Origin of the sequence: Devosia sp., from assembly GCF_017307495.1 — a bacterium.
Lineage (GTDB): Bacteria > Pseudomonadota > Alphaproteobacteria > Rhizobiales > Devosiaceae > Devosia_A.
In genome coordinates, this window is record NZ_JAFKHE010000022.1 from 73,877 (window position 1) to 92,951 (window position 19,075).

The 19,075-nt window shown below is 68.2% G+C and carries 18 protein-coding genes; 11 read left to right on the plus strand and 7 right to left on the minus strand.

Annotated elements, in window-relative coordinates:
• Nucleotides 1-17: 17 nt before the first annotated feature.
• Entirely contained in the window at nt 18-308 is a 291-nt protein-coding gene (locus J0I99_RS14310; RefSeq protein WP_291392664.1) for a co-chaperone GroES, read from the minus strand.
• A gap of 222 nt (nt 309-530) precedes the next feature.
• On the opposite strand from J0I99_RS14310, the gene J0I99_RS14315 reads away from it, so the two are divergent.
• Nucleotides 531-1,679 (plus strand): glycosyltransferase family 2 protein, encoded by a 1,149-nt coding sequence (locus J0I99_RS14315; RefSeq protein ID WP_291398367.1) that lies wholly within the window; start codon nt 531-533, stop codon nt 1,677-1,679.
• Nucleotides 1,670-1,855 (plus strand): hypothetical protein, encoded by a 186-nt coding sequence (locus J0I99_RS14320; RefSeq protein WP_291392667.1) that lies wholly within the window; start codon nt 1,670-1,672, stop codon nt 1,853-1,855. Before J0I99_RS14315 ends, J0I99_RS14320 begins: the two co-directional genes overlap by 10 nt.
• Here the strand turns inward: J0I99_RS14320 and J0I99_RS14325 are convergent.
• From J0I99_RS14325 to J0I99_RS14335, 3 genes are read right to left on the minus strand one after another with little or no spacing between them, the layout of a single operon-like run.
• Nucleotides 1,852-2,142 (minus strand): type II toxin-antitoxin system RelE/ParE family toxin, encoded by a 291-nt coding sequence (locus J0I99_RS14325; RefSeq protein WP_291398368.1) that lies wholly within the window; start codon nt 2,140-2,142, stop codon nt 1,852-1,854. The genes J0I99_RS14320 and J0I99_RS14325 overlap by 4 nt on opposite strands.
• Entirely contained in the window at nt 2,142-2,474 is a 333-nt protein-coding gene (locus J0I99_RS14330; protein ID WP_291392669.1) for a type II toxin-antitoxin system RelB/DinJ family antitoxin, read from the minus strand. Before J0I99_RS14330 ends, J0I99_RS14325 begins: the two co-directional genes overlap by 1 nt.
• 54 nt (nt 2,475-2,528) lie before the next feature.
• Nucleotides 2,529-3,332, minus strand: a complete 804-nt coding sequence (locus tag J0I99_RS14335) for a helix-turn-helix domain-containing protein (protein WP_291398369.1) — start codon at nt 3,330-3,332, stop codon at nt 2,529-2,531.
• Between the two features lie 204 nt (nt 3,333-3,536).
• On the opposite strand from J0I99_RS14335, the gene J0I99_RS14340 reads away from it, so the two are divergent.
• The 8 genes from J0I99_RS14340 to rsmD all read left to right on the plus strand — a co-directional run bounded on the left by J0I99_RS14340 (nt 3,537) and on the right by rsmD (nt 13,960).
• Complete coding sequence (locus tag J0I99_RS14340; RefSeq protein WP_291398370.1) at nt 3,537-4,760, plus strand: EAL domain-containing protein; 1,224 nt, start codon at nt 3,537-3,539, stop codon at nt 4,758-4,760.
• Between the two features lie 16 nt (nt 4,761-4,776).
• The gene (locus J0I99_RS14345; RefSeq protein WP_291392675.1) at nt 4,777-5,631 is read left to right on the plus strand and encodes a TIGR01459 family HAD-type hydrolase; all 855 of its coding nucleotides are present in this window, start codon (nt 4,777-4,779) and stop codon (nt 5,629-5,631) included.
• A gap of 301 nt (nt 5,632-5,932) precedes the next feature.
• Nucleotides 5,933-6,904, plus strand: a complete 972-nt coding sequence (locus tag J0I99_RS14350) for a bifunctional riboflavin kinase/FAD synthetase (RefSeq protein ID WP_291398371.1) — start codon at nt 5,933-5,935, stop codon at nt 6,902-6,904.
• Nucleotides 6,905-7,214: 310 nt separating this feature from the next.
• Entirely contained in the window at nt 7,215-10,166 is a 2,952-nt protein-coding gene (ileS, locus tag J0I99_RS14355) for an isoleucine--tRNA ligase (RefSeq protein WP_291398372.1), read from the plus strand.
• Nucleotides 10,167-10,347: 181 nt separating this feature from the next.
• Entirely contained in the window at nt 10,348-10,833 is a 486-nt protein-coding gene (gene lspA / locus J0I99_RS14360) for a signal peptidase II (RefSeq protein WP_291398373.1), read from the plus strand.
• A 96-nt stretch (nt 10,834-10,929) separates the two neighbouring features.
• Nucleotides 10,930-11,565 carry a hypothetical protein gene (locus J0I99_RS14365; RefSeq protein WP_291398374.1) on the plus strand — a complete coding sequence of 212 codons (636 nt, stop codon included), beginning with the start codon at nt 10,930-10,932 and terminating at the stop codon, nt 11,563-11,565.
• Nucleotides 11,566-11,632: 67 nt separating this feature from the next.
• Nucleotides 11,633-13,399: a pseudouridine synthase gene (locus tag J0I99_RS14370; RefSeq protein WP_291389572.1), complete on the plus strand. Its 1,767-nt coding sequence runs from the start codon at nt 11,633-11,635 to the stop codon at nt 13,397-13,399.
• Between the two features lie 3 nt (nt 13,400-13,402).
• Entirely contained in the window at nt 13,403-13,960 is a 558-nt protein-coding gene (gene rsmD, locus J0I99_RS14375; protein WP_291398375.1) for a 16S rRNA (guanine(966)-N(2))-methyltransferase RsmD, read from the plus strand.
• 174 nt (nt 13,961-14,134) lie between these two features.
• Here rsmD and mutL read toward each other — a convergent pair whose 3' ends face one another.
• Nucleotides 14,135-15,937, minus strand: coding sequence for a DNA mismatch repair endonuclease MutL (mutL, locus tag J0I99_RS14380; protein WP_291398376.1), 1,803 nt, complete (start codon nt 15,935-15,937; stop codon nt 14,135-14,137).
• 204 nt (nt 15,938-16,141) lie between these two features.
• Here mutL and J0I99_RS14385 point away from each other — a divergent pair, with 204 nt between their 5' ends.
• Nucleotides 16,142-16,582 carry a nucleoside deaminase gene (locus J0I99_RS14385; RefSeq protein WP_291398377.1) on the plus strand — a complete coding sequence of 147 codons (441 nt, stop codon included), beginning with the start codon at nt 16,142-16,144 and terminating at the stop codon, nt 16,580-16,582.
• A gap of 142 nt (nt 16,583-16,724) precedes the next feature.
• Here the strand turns inward: J0I99_RS14385 and J0I99_RS14390 are convergent, their stop codons facing one another.
• On the minus strand, nt 16,725-17,684 hold the full coding sequence (locus J0I99_RS14390) for a patatin-like phospholipase family protein (RefSeq protein ID WP_291398378.1): 960 nt from the start codon (nt 17,682-17,684) through the stop codon (nt 16,725-16,727).
• A 58-nt stretch (nt 17,685-17,742) separates the two neighbouring features.
• Complete coding sequence (gene purD / locus J0I99_RS14395; RefSeq protein WP_291398379.1) at nt 17,743-19,023, minus strand: phosphoribosylamine--glycine ligase; 1,281 nt, start codon at nt 19,021-19,023, stop codon at nt 17,743-17,745.
• Between the last annotated feature and the right edge of the window lie 52 nt (nt 19,024-19,075).

Sequence of the window (19,075 nt, forward strand, 5' to 3'; positions counted from 1 at the left end):
CGGGTGAGGCGAGGGCCTTACGCGGTGATCACGCCCATGATGTCGGACTCTTTCATGATCAGCAGGTCCTGGCCGTTGAGCTTCACCTCGGTGCCACTCCACTTGCCGAACAGGATGCGATCGCCTTCCTTGACGTCCAGCGGAACCAGCTTGCCAGCTTCGTCGCGGGCGCCGGGGCCGACGGAAACGATCACGCCCTCGGAGGGTTTTTCCTTGGCCGTATCGGGGATGATGATGCCGCCAGCGGTCTTCTCTTCGCTGTCGACACGCCGGACGACCACGCGGTCGTGCAGGGGACGGAAAGCCATTTTTGCTCCTGTAAGCCTCAATGATCTCGTCGCTGTTAGCACTCGCAATCGAGGAGTGCCAACCGCTGGCCGGGATATAGGAGGGGCCCTGGAAGGAGTCAAGTTCGCGCCACGACCGCTGGCGGCGCCTTCGCCCGACAGAATCCGTAAACCCGGCCGATGCTAAGTTGCCAAGTGGCGGCGACCGCATTACCCACCGCCGCAGGAACCCGTGGAGCCGACGTGAGCGTCATCCAGTTCGAGAGCCACAAGACGTCCACCCAGGCCTGGGTGGCCCCGCAACTGGCGGTGATCGTCCCCAGCTACAACGAGCGCGACAACGTCGCGCTGCTGTACGAGAAGGTGACGACCGCGCTGGGCGGCATCCCGTTCGAGTTCATCGTCGTCGACGACAACTCGCCCGATGGCACGGTGGGCGTGGTGCGCGAGCTGGCCCAGCAGCACGCCAATGTGCGCGCCATCCGCCGCATCGGGCGCCGCGGCCTGAGTTCGGCGGTGATCGAGGGCATCTCCTCGACCTCCGCGCCCTATTTCGCCGTCATCGATGCCGACCTGCAGCACGACGAGGCCATTCTCCCCACGATGCTGGAGATGGCCATGGCCGGCGACGACATCGTCGTGGGCACCCGCTATGGCGGCGAGGGCAGCGTCGGCGCAGGCCTGTCGAAGGCGCGCGAGGCGGGCAGCCGCTTTGCCACCCTGCTGTCGGGCATCCTCACCGGCCAGGGCCTCTCCGACCCGATGAGCGGCTTCTTCCTGATGCGCCGCGACGTCTTCGACCAGATCGCTCCCTCGCTGAGCGACGAAGGCTTCAAGATCCTGCTCGACATCATCGTCTCGGCCGATCGCTTCCATGCGCTGCGCGGCAAGCGGCTCAGGATCGGCGAGGTGCCCTACACCTTCCGGCCCCGTCACGCCGGCGAAAGCAAGATGAGCCCGATCGTGGTGGTCCAGTTCCTGGGCCTGATCGTCTCCAAGCTGACGCGCGGCCTGCTCCCCACCAGCTTCCTGCTGTTCGGCCTGGTCGGCGGCTTCGGCGTCATCGTCCACATGGGCACGCTGTGGCTCGCCCACGAGCGGCTGTCGCTCGATTTCGTCTGGGCCCAGACGCTGGCGACGCTGGTTGCCATGACCTTCAACTTCGTGCTCAACAACGAACTGACCTATGCCAACAGGAAGCTGCGCGGCTGGCGCTACTTCACTGGCCTGTTGACCTTCTACGCCGTCTGTTCCATTGGCGCGCTGGCCAACGTCTCGGTCGCCAGCTGGATCTATGCCTTCGACGGGCAGTTCTATATCGCTGGCCTGCTCGGCGTGCTGATGAGCGTCGTCTTCAACTACTCGGTTACAAAGGTGTTCACATGGCGGTAAGCGCAGAACTCGAAATCAAGCTCCGCCGCACCGGTGGCGTCGGCCCCAACACCAAGTGGGACTGGTCGCTGGTCGACGCCGCAGGCAATGTCGTCAAGAAGGGCTCGGCCCTCGGCGAGGAAGCCCGCGCCTTCGCCACGGCCAAGAAGATGCGCGACAAGCTGGCCAAGGGCTAGGTCGACCGGCGCGGCGGCCACTGCTGCGCGCCGTGGATGACGCGGAGCACGGCCACCACATCTCCGCGCACCTCGTACACGACGATATACGGCGTGTCGTGGATGACAAGCTCTCGGGTGTTTTGCACGCGGCCTTTTCGTCCGCTGTGCGGAAATTGCGTCAGCTGCAACTCGACTGAGGCGACCTTCTCGTCAACGGCAAGTGCTGCCAAAGGGCTGTCGCTGGCAATGAAATCGAAGTTGCTCTCGCGGTCAGCCATTGCAACTGGCGACCACTTCACACGCACTACTTTTCGCCGTTTGCGATTCGTGCGCTCAGCGCGGCCCGCTTCATAGCGAAGTAGGCTTCGACTTCCTCGCCAGGGATCAAAGGACGTGGATCGTCGAGTGCCTCTTGGACCTTCGCGCGGAACCAGGCATCGTACTCGTCCTCAGGCGTCAGCAATATTTCGGGGACCACACCGCTCTCGGCGATCCGCGAAAACAGAATGTCGGTGGCCTGGTGGATCGTCAGGCCCTTTTCCGCCAGAAGCTCGCCGGCCCTGGTTCGATTCTTCTCGAGACGCTCGAGCCACGCGGAAGTATCCGCCTCGATTTCCGCCCAATCCGCGTTCGACATGTCTACCTCCGATCGAGGAAGCAATATAGGCCATCGGCCACGGGATTTGAACCTTTAAGCCGCCCCGCGACCCTCTTCCATCTCGGCCCAGGCCTGGCGCTTGCGATAGATCGTCGACGGACTCAGCTCCAGCGCCTGCGCGGCCAGCGCGATATTGCCGCCGAAGCTCTCGATCGCGTCCTCGATGATCTTCTGCTCCTGCCGCCACATCGGCAGCACGGCCGGACGCACGGCATCCGCCATGCCTTCGGCGGGCGACGGCGCGTGCGCGGCGGGCGCGCTCCCGTCGAACATGGCGACGATGCGGCGCGCCACGCCTTCGAGATGCTCGACGCTCCCCGGCAGGTCGCGGGCGACGAAGTCGAGCACTGTCTGCAGCTGGTTCGAGGCATCGATCAGGCCGGCCAGCCGCTCGCGGTCGGCGGGGCCGCGGAACGCCCCGGCGATCGGCCGCGCATGGCGCTGCGCCAGTTCGCCGAGCCGTGCCGCAAAGGCGATGCCGTCGATCGGGCGCGTCAGGTGTTCGTGCGCGCCCGCCTGCAGCGCCGCCAGCGTCGCCGACACCGACCCGCCATCCGACAGCGTGACCAGCAGCGCGCCCTGCGCCAGCCGCGCCAGTCGCGCCACCGCCTCCTCCGCCTCGGCGGCGAGGTCGGCGAGGCTGGCAAGGTCGGCCAGCAGCAGGTGGTAGTAGCTCGCCCGCAGCCGCTCCGACGCTTCGCGGCCGGTGCCGGCCACGACGATCTCGGGCGCACGCACGAAGCAGGCATCCAGCACGTCGATCAGGGCGCGGCATCCGGCTTCGTCGCGGTCGACGAGCAGGATCCGGGCAGCGATCTCCTGGCCAGCGGCAGGCATGGAACGTCCTTCGGACAAGTCTTGTGCTGAACGGAGTGTTGACGATCTGGGTAAACAAACCGTTCCCCGGCCACCTGCCGCGCCGCGCGCCGCGCCCGCCATGCGTTTGCCACAGCTGAGGTGCGGCCGCGCCTTTCTGCCGCCCCGTGCCGATGCTAAGACACCAGCTGTCGAATCCCGCCGCTCTGGGAGCGCGTTTCCGCCGTGCAAGGCCTCGTCTACATCTTCATCGCGCTGGCCACGCTCGGCGTTGCGGCGGCGGCCTATTTCGGGCTGACCTTTTCGCCGATCGAGGCCTTCGTCACCGCCATCGCCTTTGGCGCCGTCGCCGTCATGCTGATGGAGCGGCGCCTGCGCCAGCGTTCCGAGTCCCGCCTCGAGCGCGCCGTCGAGGACCTGGCGCGCCTGCTCTCCACCGATGCCAAGGCCGGGCAGGTGCTGAGCCAGCGCGTCAACGCCATCACCGACACCAATGTCGGCAGCCGGCTCGAGAGCATCGAAGCCGATATCTCGGTGCTCGGCACCGTCACGCGCCAGCTCGCCGAGGCCATGGCCGATTTCGAGGAAGCGCGCCGCGCCGGCGACTCGCGCCCGGCGGCCGTCACCGCCGAACCGGCGGGCATGTCGGACGACGACAGTTTCCACGAGCCGCTGATTCCCGAGGCCGAGCTGCGCGCCGCGCTCGACCAGAATCGCCTCGTCTTCCACATCGAGCCGGTCGTCATGCTGCCGGCGCGCAAGCCTGTCGGCTACGACCTCGTGCCGCGCCTGATGCAGGACGCGGGCGGGCTCGCCGATGCGCCCGACTTCATGCCGCGCCGCGGCGGCGAGGACCTCATCCGGCGCATCGAGGCGCTGGCGCTCGAGGAGGCCGTCACCATCGCGCGCCGCTCGCGGACCTCCGGACAGCCGACCCGCCTGTTCGTGCCGATGAGCCGTGCCACCATCGCCGACCGCAAGGCGCTGGACCTCGTCATGGCGACGCTGGTTGCCAACCAGGCCATCACGAATTCGCTCGCCTTTGCCATCCAGCAGGCGCAGTTCAAGGCGCTGTCCGCGGCCGACAAGCGGGCCCTCGGCGAGTTCGGCAAGTCCGGCGCGGGGTTCGTCCTTGCCGATGTGGACTCGCTGCGCATCGACTTCGCCGAGCTCCAGGGCCTCGGCTTTTCCACCGTGCGGTTCGATGCCACCCGCTTCCTCGACCGGCCCGAAACCTTCACCGATTTCCACACCGCCGACGTTGCGCCCTATGCCCGGCGCTTTGACATCGAACTGTGTGCAACCGGCGTTATCGACGAGCAGCAGCTCCTGAGTCTGTTCGAGGACGGCATCGGGCTGGTACAGGGACCACACATCGGCCGGCCTGGCCCGGTGCGGGCCGATCTCGTGGTCGAACGGCCGCGCGAGTCGGAGCGCCGGCAGGCCTGAACTACAGGATCACGCGATGCATGCACTTGCAGGACTGGGGGGCATCGCCTCCCGCTATGAAGCTGTCTTGAGCGATATCTGGGGCGTCGTGCACAACGGCGTCCGCGCCCATCCGCTCGCCGTCGAGGCCCTGGTCAGCTACCGGCGCCAGGGCGGCCGCGTCGTCCTCATCTCGAACGCCCCGCGGCCCAAGGGGCCGATCATCGCCATGATGGATGGGTTCGGCGTGCCGCGCGACGCCTATGACGACGTGGTGACGTCCGGCGATGCCACCCGCGTCATCCTCGAGCAGTATCGCGGCCAGACCGTGCACTATGTCGGGCCGCCCCGGGAGAACGACTCGCTGTTCGAGGGGCTCGATATCACCATCGGCCCGGCCGAGGCCGCCGCGGCCGTGGTCGTCACTGACCTCGACACCGACAGCGACACGCCGGACATGTACAACGATCGCATCACCGTCTGGCTCGACCACAACCTGCCGCTGATCGCCGCCAACCCCGACCGCGTCGTCGAGCACGGCGACCGGCTGATCTACTGCGGCGGTGCGCTCGCCGACCTCTACGAGGCGCGTGGCGGCATGATCGTCATGGTCGGCAAGCCCTACAAGCCGATCTACACCGAGGCCCTGCGCCTTGCCGAACAGGCCGCCGGCCGCAGCCTCGACCGGTCGCGCATCCTCGCCATCGGCGACTCGGTCCGCACCGACGCCATCGGCGCCGCCGGGGCAGGGCTGGACCTGCTGTTCATCACCGGCTCCATCCACGCCGCCGAACTCGACGCCTTCGGCAACCCGGACCCCGAGGCCGTCCGCCGCCTGGTCGAGCCAAGTGGCGCCACTATGGCCGGCTTCATGGCCAAGCTGGCTTGGTAGCGGCGAAGCCGCTCTCTTGATCCTCCCCCGCGTGGCGGTGGAGGGGGCGGCCACAGGCACGGCGCCCCTCCCATCCCCAAACCCAATCCCTCAGTCGTCATCCGCGGACTTGATCCGCGGACCCCGCGACGGCTGCGGGATCCCGTGGGTCCCCGGGATGACGACCGAGACGGCAGTGGCGTGACCGCAGGACAACTTCCCCCCCACCTGCGTCCCCGGCATACCCGCCCATCCCAACGTCGCCTTGCCATCCCCGGGCTTTCTTGCCATATCGCCTTCACTTCAAAGGGCGGGTGGGAACTTGACCTTCATTCGGCTGGCGGGACTGGACGAGGTCCCGCACTCCCTCAGGGGCGCCATGGTCGCGATCGGCAACTTCGATGGTTGCCATCGTGGCCATCAGCATGTCTTCCGCGGCCTCATCGCCCGTGCCCGCGCCGCCGGCGTGCCGGCGCTGATGCTCACCTTCGAGCCGCATCCGCGCGACGTCTTCGCGCCCGCTCCGTTCATGTTCCGCCTCACCCATGCCGATCAGAAGGCCGAGATCGCCGAGGCGCTCGGGCTCGACGGCATCGTCGTCATGCCGTTCTCGCGGGAATTCTCGCAGATCGAGGCCGAGGACTTCGTCACCCGCTTCCTCGTCGGGGCGCTGAACGTGCGCGGTGTCGAGGTCGGCGCCGATTTCCTGTTCGGCTTCCAGCGCAAGGGCACGCCCGCCTTCCTCAAGGACGCCGGCCAGCGCCACGGCTTCGACGTCGAAATCCTCGGCATGCTCGACGAGGGCGACGACCACATCTCCTCCACCCGCATCCGCACCCTGTTGGGCGAGGGCGACGTCGCCGGCGCTGCGCAGCTGCTCGGCTACCACTGGTTCCTCTCCGGCGTCGTGGTGAAGGGCGACCAGCGCGGCAGGGAGCTCGGCTTCCCCACCGCCAATGTCGCCACCCCGACCGGCTTCGGCCTGATGCAGGGCGTCTATGCCGTGCGCGCCAAGCTCGGCGGCCGCCTGCTCGATGGCGTCGCCAGCTACGGCAAGCCGATGTTCAACAACGAGCGCCCGCCCTTCGAGACCTGGATCTTCGATTTCGACGAGAACATCTACGGCCGGACCCTCGAAGTCGCCCTGCTCGGCACCGTCCGCGGCCAGGAGAAGTTCAAGGGCCTCGACGAGCTGATCGCCGCTGTCAACCGCGACGCCGCCACCGCCCGCCACATCCTCCAGGCCACGCTGCCGGTCTCCGAACTGGACGAGAAGCTGGGGTTCTTCCGGTAGGCTGTTCAGATACCGCGAGAGGGTAGAGACCTCCCCGCCTCAACCTCGGTCGCCATCCCGGCGAAAGCCGGGACCCACGGCTCGAAAGTTGGCCTCGCACGGCCAGGGTCCGCCTTTCGTGCTGGATCGGCACGATGGGGGCGCGATCGTCATGCGGAGCACTGGGTCCCGGCTTTCGCCGGGATGACAGCCGGTGGGTATGGCGGGATCGGAAGGCAATGTGCCCATCCACGTCGGCGCCGGCAGCCATTTCCCCTTTCACCAACCGCCCCCGCTTGCTAAAAGCCCGCAGCTTCCAAGGTACTTTGTGATGAACGATACTGCGACCAGCGGCGCCGAGACCGACTATTCCGCGACGCTCTTCCTGCCCGAGACCGAGTTCCCGATGCGCGCCGGGCTGCCTGCCCGCGAGCCGGATTGGCTGAAGCGCTGGGAAGACATGGACATTTACGCCCGCCAGCGCGCCGCCGGGCAGGGCAAGCCCCTGTTCACGCTGCATGACGGCCCGCCCTACGCCAACGGCAACATCCATATCGGTCACGCGCTCAACAAGATCCTCAAGGATCTGGTGAGCCGCTCCAAGACCATGCTCGGCTACAACTCGGCCTACGTGCCGGGCTGGGACTGCCACGGCCTGCCCATCGAGTGGAAGGTCGAGGAGCAGTACCGGGCCAAGGGCAAGAACAAGGACGACGTGGCGATCAACGAGTTCCGTGGCGAGTGCCGGAGCTTTGCGCAGTACTGGGTCGACACCCAGCGCGAGGAATTCAAGCGCCTCGGCGTCGTCGGCGACTGGTCGAACCCCTACCTGACGATGAGCTTCGACGCCGAAGCCCAGATCGCCCGCGAGCTGATGAAAGTCGCGGCCTCCGGCCAGCTCTATCGCGGCTCCAAGCCGGTGATGTGGTCCGTCGTCGAGCGCACCGCGCTGGCCGAAGCCGAGATCGAGTACCAGGACTACGAGAGCGACGCGATCTGGGTAAAGTTCCCGATCCACTCGGCCAACGGCGCCTTTGGCACCGGCTCGTTCGAGGATTTCGGCTCGTCATACGTCGTGATCTGGACCACCACCCCGTGGACCATCCCGGCCAACCGCGCCATCTCGTACTCGAGCCGGATCAGCTACGGCCTCTACGAGGTCACCGCGGCGCCCGAGGGCAACTGGGCAGCGAAGGGCGAGAAATACGTCCTCGCCGACAAGCTCGCCGAGGAGACGCTGCAGAAGGCCAAGGTCGAGGCCTTCGTGCGCCTGCACGACGTGGATTGTGCGAAGATCGTCTCGTGTAACCATCCGCTGCGCGGCCTCGCCGGCGGCTACGGGTTCGAGGTGCCGCTGCTCGACGGCGAGCACGTCACCGACGACACCGGTACCGGCTTCGTGCACACCGCGCCCGGCCACGGCCTCGACGACTTCGAGATCTGGATGAGTTCAGCCCGCCACCTCAAGGACCTGGGCATCGACACCGCCATCCCCTTCACCGTCGACGACGCCGGCTTCTACACCGCCGCCGCCCCGGGCTTCGAGGGCGCCCGCGTCATCGACGACCAGGGCAAGAAGGGCGACGCCAACCAGCGCGTCATCACTGCGCTCGCCGAAAAGGGCATGATGCTCGCCCGCGGCCGCATCAAGCACCAGTACGCCCATTCGTGGCGCTCCAAGAAGCCGATCATCTACCGCAACACCCCGCAGTGGTTCGTCTACATGGACCGCGACATCCAGGGCAAAAAGGGCGACACCCTGCGCGCCCGCGCGCTCGCCGCCATCGATGCGACGAAATTCTACCCACCCGCCGGGCAGAACCGCCTGCGCTCGATGATCGCCGACCGCCCCGATTGGGTGCTGTCCCGCCAGCGTGCCTGGGGCGTGCCGATCGCCGTGTTCTACAACGAGAAGACCGACACCATCCTCGTCGACGAACTGGTCAACGAGCGCATCGGCCAGGCCTTCGAGGAGGAGGGCGCCGACGCCTGGTTCAAGCCCGGCGCCAAGGAGCGGTTCCTCGGCAATGCCGTGCCCGATCCGGAGAACTGGACCAAGATCGACGACATCCTCGATGTCTGGTTCGAAAGCGGCACCACGCATTCCTGGGTGCTGCGCAACCCGCAGAAATGGCCGGACATGCAGTTCCCGGCCGGCATGTATCTCGAGGGCTCCGACCAGCACCGCGGCTGGTTCCATTCCTCGCTGCTCGAGAGCTGCGCCACCAACGGCTTCGCCCCCTATGCGAGCGTCTTGACGCACGGCTTCACCCTCGACGGCGAGGGCAAGAAGATGTCGAAGTCGCTGGGCAACACCGTCGCCCCGCAGGACGTCATCAAGCAGTACGGCGCCGATATCCTGCGCCTCTGGGTGGCCCAGTCCGACTATTCGGACGACCTCCGGATCGGCAAGGAGATCATCAACTCCACCGTCGACAGCTATCGCAAGCTCCGTAACACCATCCGCTGGCTGATCGGCAACCTCGCCCACCGCAAGGCCGACGAGACCGTCGACCATCGCGACATGCCCGAGCTCGAGCGGCTGATCCTTTCGAAGCTCAAGGGCCTCGATACCCTCGTGCGCGATGCCTATGAGAGCTACGACTACAAGCGCATCGTCGCCGCGCTGTCGAACTTCATGAACATCGACCTGAGCGCGTTCTACTTCGATATCCGCAAGGACGCGCTCTACTGCGACCCGATCAGCTCGGTCCGCCGCCGCGCCAGCCTCACCGTGCTCGACCACGTCTTCGACGCGCTCACCGCCTGGCTGGCGCCGATCCTCGTCTTCACCATGGAAGAGGCCTGGCTCGAGCGGCATCCCGGCGCCGATTCGTCGGTGCACCTGCGCGAGTTCCCGAAACTCACCGGGAGCTGGACCGACGAGAAGCTCGAAGCCAAGTGGGAGGCCATCCGCGAGGTCCGCAAGGTCGTCACCGGCGCCCTCGAGATCGCCCGCCGCGACAAGGTCATCGGCGCCTCGCTCGAGGCGGCGCCCACGGTCTATATCGCCGACGACAAGCTCGCCGCCGCGGTCCGCGGCAGCGACATGGCCGAAATCTCGATCACCTCCGCCATCGAGGTGATCGAAGGCGAAGGCCCTGGCGCGGCCTTCCGCCTCGACGAGGTCAACGGTGTCGCGGTGGTCTTCCGCAAGGCCGAGGGAAATCGCTGCGCCCGCTCCTGGCGCATCCTCCCCGAAGTCGGCACCGACCCCGAATACCCAGACCTCAGCCTCCGCGACGCCCAGGCGATGCGGGAACTGAAGGCGGCGGGGCGGTAGCACTGGTGGCTGACCACCCCCACCCAGCTTCGCTACGGGCCTTCAGCCCTAGCTGCGCTACCCTCCCCACAAGGGGGAGGGAGGCGCGCGCCGCACGATCGGTTCCATCGTCTCCCTCCCCCTTGTGGGGAGGGACAAAGGGTGGGGGTGCCCCACGCACTGACTTCGATGTGGCAGCCTCATGCCCATGATTGCCCGCCCCTGGCTCATCCCCTCGCTCCTCGCCGGGCTGCTCGCCTTCGGGCTCGACCGCGGCCACAAGTTCCTGCAGGTGGACACCCTCGGCTGGCGCGGCGGCGAGGTCGTTCCCGTCACCGGCTTCTTCGACTACGTGCTGGTCTGGAATCCCGGCGTGTCCTATGGCCTGCTCAACGACCTGCCGGTCTGGGCCCTGGGCGGCATCGCCATCGTCGCCATCGCCGCGCTCTTCGTCTGGTGGTCGCGCACGGCCGATGTTCTCGTCCGCTTCGGCCTGATGCTCGCCATCGGCGGCGCCGTGTCCAATGCGCTCGATCGCCTGCTCTATGGCGCCGTTGCCGATTTCTTTCACTTTCACTGGCAGGATTGGAGCTTCTACATCTTCAACCTCGCCGATGTGGCGATCACGCTGGGAGTGTTGCTGCTGCTCCTCGACTTCATCGGGATCGGCCGCGGCAAGCCCGCCTGATCGCAAAGGTGCCTCAATCTGGCCTTACGGCCCTTCATGGTTTATAAGGCCCGTCTCGCTGCGGGTGGGCCGACGTGGGGAACAAGGGAAGTCTCAATGCTGAGTGGTAAGACCGGGCGGCGGCCCAGTTACAGTGCCGTGTCCCGGGGCGGATTGCTGGCTTTCAGCCTCATTGTCGGCGCGGGTCTCAGCGCCTGCACCACGACCGAGGGCACCAACGCCCTCACCGATGTCGGGACCTTCGAGCGCGAAGTCGCCGTCGAGACGCTCAAGGGCATGGGCATGATGGACCGCGAGCAGAAGGACGAGAACGTCGTGCCGCGCGGCCCCCTGGTGATCCCCAAGTCCGCCGCCGTGCTGCCCGCGCCCGCGGACGCCAAGGCCGACAAGACCGCCGAGCTGCTGCCCAAGGACTCCAGCACGGTCCAGATCGACACCACCAACCTGTCCGAGGCAGACCTGAAGCGCCTGCGCAACGCGCGCGTCGTCGACCTGCGCACCATTGCCGGCCGGCCGCTGACCGAAGCCGAGCAGCGCCAGCTGACCGCCCGCATGACCGCGGCGAAACTGCAGAGCGGGCCGCGTCCGCTCTACCTGCCGCCCGACGAATATTTCACCACCGTCAAGGGCAAGGACACCGTCTGCCTCGCCGCCAACGGCGATCTCGTTCCCCTCGACGACAAGGCCTGCCCGCCCGAGATCCGCAAGGCTCTGCTGGCCCAGGCCCAGTAACATCAACTCGAAAGATGCGCTGACCCGCCGGCATCCCGCTCGGCCAAGGTCCCGCAGGAGTTAGCACATGTCTGATTCTCCCGCCGTCCCGCTGGACGGCGATCGCCTTGCCAAGGTCATCGCCCGTTCCGGCCTGTGCTCCCGCCGCGATGCCGAGGGCTGGATCAAGGATGGCCGCGTCACCGTCAACGGCAAGAAGGTGCTGACCCCGGCCTTCAACGTCTCGATCTCCGACAAGATCAAGGTCGATGGCGAGCCGCTGGCCGCCCGCCAGGGCACGCGCGTCTGGCTCTACCACAAGCCCGCCGGGCTGGTCGTCACCGAGAAGGACCCGGAAGGCCGCCCGACCATCTTCGAGGCCCTCGACGAAAAGGGCCTGCCGCGCGTCGTCTCCATCGGCCGGCTCGACATCAACACCGAGGGCCTGCTGCTCGTCACCAACGATGGCGGGCTGAAGCGCGTGCTCGAGTTGCCGGCCACCGGCTGGCTGCGCCGCTACCGCGTCCGCGCCTTCGGTTCGGTCACCCAGGAACAGCTGAACGGCCTCAAGGACGGCATCGAAATCGAGGGCATCCAGTACGGCCCGATCGACGCCGTGCTCGAGCGCACCCAGGGCTCCAATTCCTGGCTCGTGCTCGGTCTGCGCGAAGGCAAGAACCGCGAGGTCAAGAACGTCCTCGGCGCGCTCGGCCTGCAGGTCAACCGCCTGATCCGCGTCAGCTACGGCCCGTTCCAGCTCGGCGACCTGCCTGAGGGCGAGGTCGAGGTCGTTGCCGCCCGCGTGCTGCGCGAGCAGCTCGGCAAGCGCCTCGCCGCCGAGGCCAATGCCGATTTCGAGAGCGAGATGCCCGAAGGCGCGCAGCAGCTGCTGCACAAGAAGGCGACCAATCCCAAGCTCCGTGCCGCTGCCCCCGGCAAGGCCCTGGTCAAGGATTCGCCGCGCAAGTCGCGCGACAGCAAGTTCCGCTTCGAGGACGACGACACCGAGGCCGCCGCCGCTGCCGCGCTGGCCGAGCGTCCGCGCCAGGATCGCCCCGGTGGCCGCTTCGAGAAGAAGCCCGCCCGCGCCCCGAGCCGCCCGCGTCCGGTCGATCCGAGCGAGATCCGCACCATCCATTTCGAGGATGGCCGCGAGGCCGAGATTCGCGTCAGGCCACAGCGTCCCGATCGTGGCGACGGCGAGCGCACGCGCGGCTGGGATCCCGACGACAGCTCGGCCAGCAACTTCGGCCGTCCCGCCCACCACGAGGACCGGCCCGCCCGCGGCCCGCGCCCCGAAGGCGGCGACCGTCCGAAGCGTAGCTTCGGCGACAAGCCCAAGTTCGGCGACAAGAAGTTCGGCGACAAGAAGTTTGGCGACCGCAAGTTCGGTGACAAGCCGCGCGGCGATTTCGGCGATCGTCCCAAGCGCGACTTCGGCGACCGTCCGCCCCGCGACGGCGACCGTCCCGCCCGTGGTGGTTTCGGCAAGAAGCCCTATGCCCCGCGCAGCGCCGACGCCGGTGATCGTCCGCCGCGCAAGTTCGGCGACAAGCCCTATGGCGACCGTCCGCCCCGTGCTGACGGCGACCGTCCCGCCCGCGGCGGCTTCGGCAAGAAGCCCTATGCCCCGCGCAGCGCCGACGCCGGCGACCGCCCGCCGCGCAAGTTTGGCGACAAGCCCTACGGCACCCGTCCGCCGCGCGAAGGCGGCGACCGCAAGCCCTTTGCCGGCAAGCCAGGCGGCCCGCGTGGCGGCAAGCCGTTCACCGGCAAGCCCGGCGGCAGCCGGCCGGCTGGCGGCGGCCGTCCCTCCGGCGACCGCCCGCGCGGCCCCAAGAAGCCGCGCGAGTAGGCCTTGCGCATCGTTGCCGGCAAGTTCCGCGGCAAGGCGCTGCTGTCGCCCACCGACGACAGCATCCGCCCCACCTCCGACCGCGCCCGCGAATCGGTGTTCAACATCCTCGCGAGCCGCATCGGCGTGCATCTCGACGGGCTGAAGGTGCTCGACCTCTTCGCCGGCACCGGCGCGCTCGGCCTCGAGGCGCTGTCGCGCGGTGCGTCCGGCGCGGTGTTCGTCGATATCGGCGCCGAGGCCCGCGGCATCATCCGCGACCACATCGAAGCCTTCGGCATCGCCGGCATCGCCAAGTTGCTCCGCCGCGACGCCACGGCGCTGGGCGAGGCGGGCACCATGGGACCCTTCGACCTCGTCTTCCTTGACCCGCCCTACGGCAGGGGCCTGGGCGAGCAGGCCCTGGCCTCGCTCAAGGCCGGGGGCTGGCTGGCCAGGAACGCCACCATCGTGCTGGAAGAGTCATCGGCGGTCGATCTGGCTCTCCCCGAAGGCTTCGAGGTCGACGACCGCCGCGAGTACGGCGCTGCGGCGGTGCATTTCATCCGGGCGGTGGCCTGACCCCTCATCCGGCGCTACGCGCCACCTTCTCCCCGACGGGGAGAAGAATCCTGCACCCTCTGCGGTCACCCCTGTTCCTCTCCCCGTCGGGGAGAGGGTGGATCGGCCCCGGCGAAAGCCGAGGACGAGACGGGTGAGGGGTGGCGGGCACGTTGCCGACGTCGCGCCCCGCCCCTACCGCGTCCGCCCGAACAACCGCTCGATGTCCGCCTTCCTCAGCTCCACATAGGTCGGCCGGCCGTGGATGCATTGCCCCGCATGCGGCGTCGCTTCCATCTCGCGCAGCAGCGCGTTCATCTCCTCGAGCTTCAGCCGCCGCCCCGAGCGCACCGAGCCGTGGCAGGCCATGCGCCCGATGATCGCCTCCAGCCGGTCGGCCAGCGCCGCCGTCGAGTCCCACTCCGCGAGGCCGTCGGCAAGGTCCTGCACCAGCCCGGCCACGTCCGGCTGACCCAGCAGCGCCGGCGTCTCCCGCACCGCCACCGCCCGCGTCCCGAAGCGCTCGAGGCTGAGCCCGAGCTTTTCCAGCACCGGGGCCGCCTCCGCGAGCCGCGCGCAGTCGTCCTCGCTGAGTTCAACCACCACCGGGATCAGCTGCAGCTGGCTCGCCACCGGCCCCGCCGCCAGCTGCGCCTTGAACCGCTCATAGACCAGCCGCTCATGCGCCGCATGCTGGTCCACCAGCAACAGGCTGTCGCCATTCTGCGCCACGATGAAATTGTCGAACATCTGCGCCCGCGCCGTGCCGAGCGGGAACACCGACGGTTCATCGACCGGAGCCGGCTCATACCGCGCACTTGGCTCAGCGAAGTCCGCAAAGCGCAACGAGGTGGCAGTCGGTGATCCTCCCCCGCGGGGCGGGGGAGGGGGCCCAGCGTAGCTGGGGGAGGGGGCGGCCAAACCCGCGGACGTCCCTGCGGCCCCAAACTCCGGCGCCCGGAATGCCCCCACCACATCCTCGGCGACGCTCGAACTCGCCCGATGCCCCGCCGCCGCCAGCGCATCGGTAATCGCCCGGATCACCGCGCCCCGCACCGCCCCGGCATCGCGGAACCGCAGTTCGGCCTTGGCCGGATGGACGTTCACATCCACGTCGGCCGGATCGACGGCGACGAAGATCGCCACCACCGGAAAGCGGTCGCGGAACACGAAATCGGCGTAAGCCGCGCGGATCGCCCCGACCAGCACCTTGTCGCGCACCGAGCGGCCGTTGACGAAGAAGTACTGGCTCAGCGAGTTGGCCCGCGTATAGGTCGGCAGCCCGGCGAGCCCCGTCACCACCATGCCGTGCCGGATCGTCGCCAGCGGCACGGCATTCTCGCCGAAATCGGCGCCCAGCACGTCGCCGAGCCGGGCCCGCAGCGCGCCCTCGCCCGCGTGCCCCGGCCAGTTCGACGCCGTCCGGTCCGCCCCGTCGAGCACGAATTGCACGCCCGGATTGGCCATCGCCAGCCGCTTCACCGTATCGGTGATCGCCGCCGCCTCGGCCCGCTCCGACTTGAGGAACTTGCGCCGCGCCGGCACGTTGCCGAACAGCTCGCGCACCTCCACGATCGTGCCCCGGTTCATCGCCAGCGGCACCGGCCGCGCCTTGATCCCGTGCCTGACCGCCAACCGGAGCCCGCTAGCATCCTCGGCCCGCCGCGACGAGATGGTCAGTTCGGCCACCGAGCCGATCGAGGCCAGCGCCTCGCCGCGAAACCCGAGCGTGCGGATGTCGTCGAGACCGTCGTCGGCGAGCTTGGACGTCGCATGCCGCTCCACCGACAGCAGCAGGTCGGCCTCGTCCATGCCGACGCCGTCATCCTCGATGCGGATCAGGCTCTGCCCGCCGCCCGCCGTGGTGATGGCGATCCGGCTCGCCCCGGCATCGATGGCGTTCTCGACGAGCTCCTTCACAACGCTCGCCGGCCGCTCCACCACCTCGCCCGCGGCGATGCGGTTGATGAGGTCCTCTGGCAGCTGGCGAATGGGCAAGGGCGATTCTCCTGCGCCGAAATTACCCTCTCAAGCGGGGCTTGTCCCTCTCATCCGGCGCTACGCGGCACCTTCTCCCCGACGGGGAACACTGCGGCATCGGCGATCACCCCTGTTCCTCTCCCCGTCGGGGAGAGGGTGGACCGGCAAGGCCGGGACGGGTGAGGGGTGTAAGCCACCGGCATGAGATGCTACATCGCAGCCATGCCCACCCCCATGGACCAGGCCCTCGCCCTCGCCGCCGAAGCCGCCGCCGCCGGCGAAGCCCCGGTCGGCGCCGTCATCGTCGAAGGCACGCGCGTGCTCGCCGCCGAGCGCAACCGCATGCGCGAGCTGGACGACCCGACGGCGCATGCCGAGTTCCTCGCCATCCGCACGGCGCTCGCCGCGCGCGGCACCGGCCGGCTCGATGGCTGCGACCTCTATGTCACGCTCGAGCCCTGCGCCATGTGCGCCGGCGCCATCGCCCACACCCGCCTGCGCCGCCTCTACTACGGCGCCGAGGACCTGAAGGCCGGCGCCGTCGACAACGGCGTCCGCCTGTTCTCCAGCCCGAACTGCCACCACCGCCCCGAAGTCATCGCGGGGCTGGGCGAGCAGCGTTCCGCGGAGCTCTTACGCGAGTTCTTCAAAGGCCTGCGCTAGCCGCCCTCGCTGACCACCAGCCGTCATCCCGACGAAAGTCGGGACCCACTGCTCGGTGGGTGGGCGAGCCCGAACCGTGCCGGTCTATCGCCGAAAGGTCGGCCGGATCTGACTGCCGACGAGAGTGGTGGGTGACCGGCCCCTACCGATCCTCCGCCCGCATCGTCTCGGCCTCGTGCCGGATGAAGGCCTCGACGCGCCGCTCCAGCGCCCGCTTGAAGTTGTCCTTGTCCTTTTCGACATGCGCCACGATCTCGCGCACGCGCCAGAACTCCAGCGCCCCGAACGAACTGAGGTGCGGCCGCACGTACACATCGGGCGGATAGGCCGCCATCATGTGCGCCGTCAGCGAGTGCATCATGATCTGCGCCGAGCCGAACCAGACGTCGAGCACGTTGTGGTTGGTCTTGGTCAGCTGCTCCGAGGGGTCGCCGTTGACGTCGATGCCGATGAGGATGTCGGTATCGGCGGACGCCTGGTCGAGCGGCAGCGGGTTCACCACGCCGCCGTCGACAAGCAGGTGGTTGGCGAACGGCACCGGCCTGAACAGCCCCGGGATGGCCAGCGACCCCGCCACCGCCGAACGCAGTGCCCCTTCCGAGAACACCGCCTGGTGCCAGGACTGGAAGTCGGTCGCCACCACGTAGAACTTGGTCTCGAGATCCTTGAAATCGTGCGGGAACGGCTCGGGCAGGAACGCATCCACCACCCGGCAGGCGTCAAGCTGCACGTTGAAGCCGGCGCCGAAGAAATTGCCGAGGTTCCGCACCTGCGCGCCCCACAGCCGGGCGGCGATGATCTTGAGCGTCCCCAGCACCGCGAACGAGTGCTCGCGCAGCTCCGCCCCGCTCATGCCGTTGGCCCAGCCGGCTCCGATCAGCGCGCCGATCGAGGTGCCGGCGATGACGCTGGGCCTCAGCCCCATCTCGTCCATCGCCTCGATATAGGGAATGTGGGTCAGCCCGCGCGCCGAGCCGCCGCCCAGCGCCACGCCGATGCGCGGCTCCACGCTCGGCCGGGAGGAATGTTCGCGAAACTGCCCGCGCAGCCGGTCGACAATCTCCTGTCCCCGCCGCTGCAGCGGAGTGGGCCAGACCGACACTGTCATTTCGTGGGTCACGATGGGAAACGAGGGTACGCTCGACCCCTTTACAACTCCTTCAGGTGCGCTTCAGTTCCCGCTCGATCGCACGCCAGCCGATATCGCGGCGGCAGAAGCCCTCCGGCCAGTCGATCCGGTCGATCGCGTCATAGGCGCGCTCCCGCGCCTCGGCCACCGTGGCGCCCAGCGCGGTGATGTTCAGCACCCGGCCGCCATTGGCGACCAGCCTGCCGTCGCGACGCGCCGTGCCGGCGTGGAACACCTTCAGCTTGTCGCCGTCGAGCCCGTCGACGCCCTTGATCTCGCTGCCCTTTTCCGGGTTCACCGGGTAACCCTTGGCGGCATAGACCACCGTCAGCGCCACCTCGTCGCTGAATTCGGGTGTGACCTCCGCCAGCGTGCCGCGCGCCGTCGCCTCGAGCAGGTCGAGCGCGTCCGACTGCAGCCGCAGCATCAGCACCTGGCACTCCGGATCGCCGAAGCGCACGTTGTATTCGATCAGCTTGGGCCCGTCCCGCGTCACCATGATGCCGGCGAACAGCACCCCGGTGAACGGCGTGCCGCGCTCGGCCATGCGCCGGATCGAGGGCAGGATGATCTCGTTCTCGACCCGCGCCGTCATCTCCGGCGTCATCACCGGGGCCGGCGAATAGGCCCCCATGCCGCCGGTGTTCGGCCCGCGATCGCCGTCCCACACGCGCTTGTGGTCCTGGGCGCTGGGCAGCATCTTGATGCTCGTGCCGTCGCAGAGCGCGAAGATCGAGGCTTCCTCGCCTTCGAGATACTCCTCGATCACCACCGTCGAGCCGGATTCCCCGAACGCGCCCGAGAAGCAGTCGCGTACCGCGTCGGCCGCTTCCTCCATGGTCATCGCCACGGTCACGCCCTTGCCGGCCGCCAAGCCGTCCGCCTTGATGACGATCGGCGCGCCCTGGTCGTGCACATAGGCCAGCGCCTCGATTTCGGAGTCGAACCGGCCATAGGCCGCCGTCGGCACCCCGGCCTCGTCGCACAGCTGCTTGGTGAAGGCCTTGCTGCCCTCGAGCTGCGCCGCGGCCCTGGACGGCCCGAAGCACAGCAGCCCCGCCGCCCGCACATCGTCGCCCAGCCCCGCCACCGCCGGTGCATCCGGCCCGATCACCACGAAATCCACCCCGTTAGCCTTGGCGAACGCCACCACCGCCGCATGGTCGGTGATGTCCACCGCCACGTTCTCGGCAATTGTTTCGGTCCCGCCGTTCCCCGGCATCACGAACAGCTTCTCGCAGCGCGGCGATTTGGCGATAGCCCAAGCCAGCGCATGTTCGCGTCCACCCGAGCCAATCACCAGAATGCGCATATGCGGGTCCTCGATAGTCGCAGTGATCGCCTTCTCCCCTTGTGGGAGAAGA